Raw genomic sequence first — 6,562 nt, forward strand, 5'->3', positions numbered from 1 at the left:
TTCATCCCGACAATGTTCTTGTGTTAACTCCAGTTCTATCGTGGTATGTGCTAAATCAAACTGCTCCAATGCGTTAGCAATACGCAGCTTAATATCGGCATAATGGTTTGCAGTAAATGCCTTGCTGGCATTGGTTACCACATGTGCGGTGAGTACATGATGTTCACCATCAAGCGACCAGAGATGCAGGTGATGAATGCTGTCTAACTCATCAATCTCCAGCAAGGTATCCTGGATTTCATTTTGCAATTTGCTGTCTGGCGCGGCTTGCAGAAATAAACGCGCAGTTGTGCTGAGGTTTCGTAAAACATTAACCAAAATAAATAAGGTGAAACCAATAGAAAGCAAAGGGTCAAGGATAGGCCAATCCACAAATTGCAACACAATGGCCACAATGAGTACCGCCACCCAACCCAGCACATCTTCCAATAAATGCCAGTTCAGTACTTTCTCATTCAGTGTATTTCCTTTGCTTAGCCGATAGGCCGCATACCCATTAACTGTTACACCAAGAAGTGCCAGTGCAATCATGCCTTCTGTCATTGGCATAACCGTATCGGACAGACGTGGAATGGCTTCTGTTAATATCCATACCGATCCTCCAATAAGAACCAAGCTGTTAACTAACGCACCCAACAATGAGAGCCGGCGATAACCATAAGTAAATTTATGATTTGCAGACTTACGACCAAGTCGGTTTAATAACCAAGAACTACCAATTGATAAGCAGTCACCCAAATCATGTACCGCATCTGCCATAATTGCCGTGCTGTTGGTTAACCAACCGCCGACAAACTCAATTACGGTAAATACCAGATTAAGAAAAAACGCCATAGCGATGCGACTGTCACTTTCATCTTTTTGCTGGGAGTGATTGTGCTGATGCATGAGTATCCTCTACATTTAGTCCAAAAATAGCTCAGTTGTTTTGACTAACGGCTTTGTTTAATTGTTTTAAAATACCACAGTGCTCAACCGTGCGCTTTGAGGTACAGCTACCACGCAGAGCTTTTAATTGTTTATTAAGTAGTGTTAATTCCGCTATCCGGCGTTCTACCTGCTCGATATGCTGCTCAATCATCTGATTGACATCATCACACTGCGACATTGGCGAGTCATTCAAACTCAGTAACTGACGAATTTCTGCCAAACTTAGATCTAAACTCCGGCAGTATTTAATAAATAGCAGTCGCTCGATGTCGGCCTGATCATAGAGACGAAAATTGCCATCACTACGTATTTTCGCCGAAAGAAGCTGCTCTTTTTCATAGTGACGGATACTTTGCACAGAACAGCCGGAGATTTTTGCCAGCTCACCAATTTTTATTATCATGCTGTGGCCTATTGACTCTATAGTTACTATAGACTTTAAACTAGGTTGTATAACAACCCAAGGTTTATCGGTTATGAATTCAAAAGACAGCAACAATACTAAGGGTAGTGTCACGAGCAACATTGAAACTAACAGCGCCGACGCACCGGGTTTTCATGAGAAATATAGCAACGTCAGTGAGTTCCGGGTGCCTAAAATGGATTGCATTGCTGAGGAACGCTTAATACGTATGGCGCTGGAAACAGTTTCGTCAGGTGTTCTGTTACAGTTTGATATCCCGCAACGGCAGGTTCGCGTTTTTCACGCTGATAATGCGAATGAAATTGAAGCAAAAATGAATAGCTTAGGGCTGGGTGCGTCCCTTACAAAAACCGGGGCGGTACAAAAAGAGGAAGTAATCCAGGTCAGCCAATCGACGGCGTCACGTTCGCAACGGGAGGGTTTTATTCTGAAGTGGTTGCTGGCCATTAATGCTGTGATGTTTGCGGTAGAGTTTGTGACTGGCTGGTTGGCGCAATCGACCGGTTTAATAGCCGACTCTCTGGATATGTTTGCCGACGCAGCCGTATACGGAGTTGCGCTATACGCTGTCGGGCGAAGTAGCAAAACTAAATTAAATGCCGCAAAACTTGCTGGCTGGCTTCAATTGGCTTTAGCGTTGGGAGCGATTAGCGAGGTCATACGGCGGTATCTTTTTGGCAGCGAGCCAGCATCAACTTTGATGATCACTATGGGAGCGATTGCTTTGATTGCTAATGTGACATGCCTGCTACTAATTCATAAACAAAAAGAAAGCGGTGCGCACATGAAAGCCAGTTGGATTTTTTCTGCCAACGATGTTATCGCCAATGTTGGCGTTATTTTGGCTGGCATACTGGTTATTTGGACAGGATCACCTTACCCAGACTTGGTAGTGGGTTTCATCATCGGATTAGTTGTACTCAATGGTGCGCGTAGGATCTTGCAAATTAAAGCGTAAAAGAGTTACTTGTTGTTGTATTGCAATAGCGCTACCATGGCGCTAACTTACTGAGGGATTTATGTCAGGTCGTACATCAGGCTTATTATTACTATTGCTGATTATGCTGAATCATGCCGTGATGGCCTGTGATGCATTAGTTATGCATTTGCCTGATCATGCCCATGCCTACACCGACCTGCAACATGAACACTGCCACTCAGATACCCTTTTCGACGTAAGCAGTGAGCAAATCACTGCACATAACGTTGAACATAACTCTGAGCATGAAGCCGACGAACACAGTAATCATGCTCATGTGACCTGCTATATCGCTTTTTTTCAGGGCATGGAACTACTTAACTTCCGTGACAGCGTTATAGCCGCTACCCAACCAGGGTTAAACCTCATTAGCTATCGCCCACCGGTTCCTCCACCAAATATCTGATCCTGCTTGTTTATCTTTTTTTATTAACGATTAACTTTCAGGAGCATACCCATGCGTATGACACTAATGCTGCCAGCAATACTGGCGGCGGTATTTTGCGCGCTTCCGCTACGTGCCGAGCCGCAAGCACTGACATTACAACAGGCAATAGATAAAACACTGCAACACAACCCGCAGCTGCATCAGTTTAAATTTACCCAACAGCGACTGCTGGCAGAGCGTGAGGTGCAAAGCCTTAAACCCGGTTATCAACTCGGTGTAGATCTTGAGAACGTTGCGGGCACCGGAGAGGCCAGAGGGCTGGCCGGTGCTGAGCTGACAGTCGCCTTGTCTTCCGTGATAGAGCTGGATAATAAAGCTCAGTGGCGCGCTGCGGTAGTAGACGCCAGGCTCAATACTCTTGATTGGCAGCAACAAGCGCAAACCCTCGATGTGCTGGCAGAGCTTACCCGCAATTATATTAATCTATTGGCCAGCCAGCAGGAATTGACACTGACAGAAGAGGCCGTAGAGCTCTCAGAAGCCCTGCTGCAAAGCGCAGAAAAACGTGCCGCCAGCGGTGCTTTGTCAGATGCTGAAATCATGCGGGCAAAGGCGCAACTGGCTCAGGTTCAGATCGGGCGGGACGCCCTGTTGCAGCGCATTGAGCGGCAAAAAATAGCCATAGCACGTTTTTGGGGTGATACCAGCGCCAACTTTAACGTTGTGGCAGGTAATTTGTTTGCTTTTGGTCAAAGCCGCCCTTTTGCCGAGCTGTATCAGCGGCTGCAACAATCGCCGGCGCTAACCATTTTTGCCTCTGAACGTCGGTTAAAAGACGCCGAAGTGCGATTGGCGCAAAGCCAGAATCGTGCCGATCTGAGTTGGCAAGTAGGGGTAAGACGCTATCAGGCCAGTGATGATACAGGCCTTACCTTTGGTATCTCAGTGCCGTTATTTGCTGAACGTCGCAATAGTGCAGCCATCGAAGCTGCGCTGGCAGAGCGAAACAATGTTGAGTATCGGCAGCAGGATAGCTTACTGATCCTGCATGAGCGCTTGTTTGATGCGTACTCGCAACGGCAGCAATTTATTACCAGTCACCAACAGTTGGCGCAGTACGTGATCCCCAACCTGGAACAAGCGCTGGATCTTACGCGTGATGCTTTCCAGCGCGGGCGCTCAAATTATCAGGATTGGCTTAATGCCCAGCAAGAATTGTTGCAGGCAAAAAGACAAATACTGGAAACCGCCACTGCGGTGCTATTGAGCCAGGCGACGATTGAACAGCTTACCGCCGAGCCGGTAACCCAGTAACCGACAAGATTATTGCCCCGCTGCCGCACTTCATTAACTGTGCGACGTGGCAAACAAAACATACAGGAAGATAGCATTATGAAATCACATGTAACACTGGCAATGTTTATTGCAGCCTGGCTTATGCCGATGCATGTAATGGCCGCCAATGAGCAAGAACAAGCTCATGTCCATGCCAAAGAGCAAGCGGTAAAACCGCAATCTGACGCTAAGAAAAATGAAGAACACAATGAGCATGAAGGGCACGACGAAAACGACGAGCATGAACACAATGAAACCCTAAGCAGCCGCATTAGTGATGATATGGCTACGGCGGTTAATATTGTCACAGACCGTGCTGACAGCCAGTTATTACGCCAACATCAGGTAGTTTATGGCAAGCTTAGCGCTGATCCAAACCGCATCAGCCATGTTAATGCCCGTTTTCCCGGTATTCTTACCTCGGTGAAGTTCTCGCTGGGTGACAGCGTAAAGGCAGGCGATGTACTGGCCGTTGTCGAGTCAAATGAGAGCTTAAATACCTATGCCATTAAAGCACCAATTGACGGCGTTATTATTCAGCGCAGCGCCAATGTTGGTGAAGTCGCACAGCAGCAGACGCTGTTCAGCATTGCTGATTTTGGCAGCCTGTGGGCAGATTTTCGCCTGTATCCGTCACAACAAGTTGCTGTCGCGACAGGGCAAAACGTGGTCATTATGGCCGCTGACACTGAGATTAACGGCGTAATTGCGCATATCATCCCGTCATTAACCCAGCCGTATCAACTGGCCAGAGTTAAGCTGGATAACCGTGACGGTAAACTGTCGTCCGGGCAAATGATCGAAGGAGCTGTGATAAGCGGTGAATTCAACGTTGAGCTTGCCGTTAAAAAATCTGCCATTCAAACACTGGATAATCAAAGCGGTGTCTTCGTGAAAAACAATAGCGAATATGTCTTTACCCCATTACAGCTTGGCCGCAGCGACATGGATTATGTCGAAGTGATTGCCGGTTTACAGCCCGGCCAGTGGTATGTCACGACAAACAGCTATCTGTTAAAAGCGGATATTGAAAAATCTGAAGCCGAGCACGCGCATTAAGGGGGCACTATGATTGAATCCATGTTACGCCTGGCTATTGCAAGGCGGTATCTATTTTTAACGCTGACACTGTTGATTATTGCCATTGGTAGCTGGAGCTACCAACAGTTACCGATTGATGCAGTGCCGGATATTACTAACGTTCAGGTACAAATAAACACCGCAGCACCAGGTTATTCGCCACTTGAAGCCGAGCAGCGTATTACCTATCCGGTAGAAACTGCCCTGTATGGCTTACCCAATTTAAGTTATACCCGCTCATTGTCACGCTATGGCTTGTCACAGGTAACGGTGGTGTTTGAAGAAGGCACGGACATCTACTTTGCCCGCAATTTAATCAACACCCGGTTGGGCGCTATCAAGGATATGTTGCCTGAGGGCATAGAGCCTGAAATGGGCCCTATTTCAACCGGGCTTGGTGAAATCTTTATGTATACCGTGCAGGCCAAACCGGGTGCACTGCAACAAAATGGTTCACCTTACGATGCCATGGCACTGCGGGAAATCCAGGACTGGATAATAAAACCTCAGCTGGCACAAGTTAAAGGTGTGGTGGAAGTAAACAGCATTGGTGGCTACAACAAGCAATACCATGTGTTACCCGACCCACTGAAACTGCTTAATTATGGCCTGAGTATTAAGGATGTTGAACTGGCCCTGCAAGCCAACAATGACAACCGGGGTGCCGGTTATATTGAACGTGAGGGCATGCAACTGCTGGTACGCTCGCCCGGTCAGTTAACCTCTCTGGATGACATTGCTAATGTCATTATTACGCAATACGACACCATACCGGTAAAGCTGAGTGACGTTGCCGATGTTGCCATTGGCAAAGAGCTGCGAACCGGTGCGGCAACCCAGGATGGTAAAGAAGCGGTGCTGGGTACAGCCATGATGTTAATTGGTGAAAACTCACGCACAGTGGCACGCGATGTCGCGCAAAAGCTGGAGCAGATCAAAAGTTCTCTGCCAGAGGGTGTTATTGCTGAAGCAGTATATGATCGCACCACCTTAGTGGATAAAGCCATTGCAACCGTCAGTAAAAACCTGCTGGAAGGCGCATTACTGGTGATCGTAGTGTTGTTTATCCTGCTGGGCAACCTGCGGGCGGCGTTAATCACTGCGGCGGTGATCCCGCTATCAATGCTGATGACCATTACCGGCATGGTACAAGCCGGCGTTTCTGCCAACCTGATGAGCCTGGGTGCGCTGGATTTTGGCTTAATTGTTGATGGTACGGTGATTATTGTCGAAAATGCGGTTCGACGCCTGGCACAGGCACAACACAACGGCAGTATCCAACCGCTGAGAGAGCGCTTAAATACAGTGTATCTGGCAACAGCAGAGGTTATCCGGCCTAGTTTGTTCGGTGTGGCCATCATTACCATAGTGTATATCCCTATTTTTTCACTGACCGGTGTCGAAGGTAAAATGTTTCATCCTATGG

Annotated in this window: 7 protein-coding genes; 5 read left to right on the forward strand and 2 right to left on the reverse strand. The window is 47.5% G+C overall.

Annotation, left to right across the window (positions count from 1 at the left end; translation table 11 throughout):
* Both H141_RS0119120 and cadR read right to left on the reverse strand, forming a co-directional pair.
* Nucleotides 1-888 (reverse strand): cation diffusion facilitator family transporter (locus H141_RS0119120; protein WP_019677881.1); only part of this gene is annotated, 888 nt, incomplete at its 3' end.
* A gap of 31 nt (nt 889-919) precedes the next feature.
* Nucleotides 920-1,333 (reverse strand): Cd(II)/Pb(II)-responsive transcriptional regulator, encoded by a 414-nt coding sequence (gene cadR, locus H141_RS0119125; RefSeq protein ID WP_019677882.1) that lies wholly within the window; start codon nt 1,331-1,333, stop codon nt 920-922.
* Nucleotides 1,334-1,406: 73 nt separating this feature from the next.
* On the opposite strand from cadR, the gene H141_RS0119130 reads away from it, so the two are divergent.
* From H141_RS0119130 to H141_RS0119150, 5 genes are all read left to right on the forward strand, one after another.
* Nucleotides 1,407-2,312, forward strand: coding sequence for a cation efflux transmembrane domain-containing protein (locus H141_RS0119130; RefSeq protein WP_026349566.1), 906 nt, complete (start codon nt 1,407-1,409; stop codon nt 2,310-2,312).
* Nucleotides 2,313-2,373: 61 nt separating this feature from the next.
* Nucleotides 2,374-2,739 carry a hypothetical protein gene (locus H141_RS0119135; protein WP_019677884.1) on the forward strand — a complete coding sequence of 122 codons (366 nt, stop codon included), beginning with the start codon at nt 2,374-2,376 and terminating at the stop codon, nt 2,737-2,739.
* Between the two features lie 51 nt (nt 2,740-2,790).
* A complete protein-coding gene (locus tag H141_RS0119140; RefSeq protein WP_019677885.1) occupies nt 2,791-4,035 on the forward strand; it encodes a TolC family protein in 1,245 nt (414 codons plus the stop codon).
* Nucleotides 4,036-4,113: 78 nt separating this feature from the next.
* Nucleotides 4,114-5,115, forward strand: a complete 1,002-nt coding sequence (locus H141_RS0119145; protein ID WP_019677886.1) for an efflux RND transporter periplasmic adaptor subunit — start codon at nt 4,114-4,116, stop codon at nt 5,113-5,115.
* A gap of 9 nt (nt 5,116-5,124) precedes the next feature.
* Nucleotides 5,125-6,562 (forward strand): efflux RND transporter permease subunit (locus tag H141_RS0119150; protein WP_019677887.1); only part of this gene is annotated, 1,438 nt, incomplete at its 3' end.

Origin of the sequence: Arsukibacterium perlucidum DSM 18276 (assembly GCF_000382165.1) — a bacterium.
GTDB classification, from domain to species: Bacteria; Pseudomonadota; Gammaproteobacteria; order Enterobacterales; family Alteromonadaceae; genus Alishewanella; species Alishewanella perlucidum.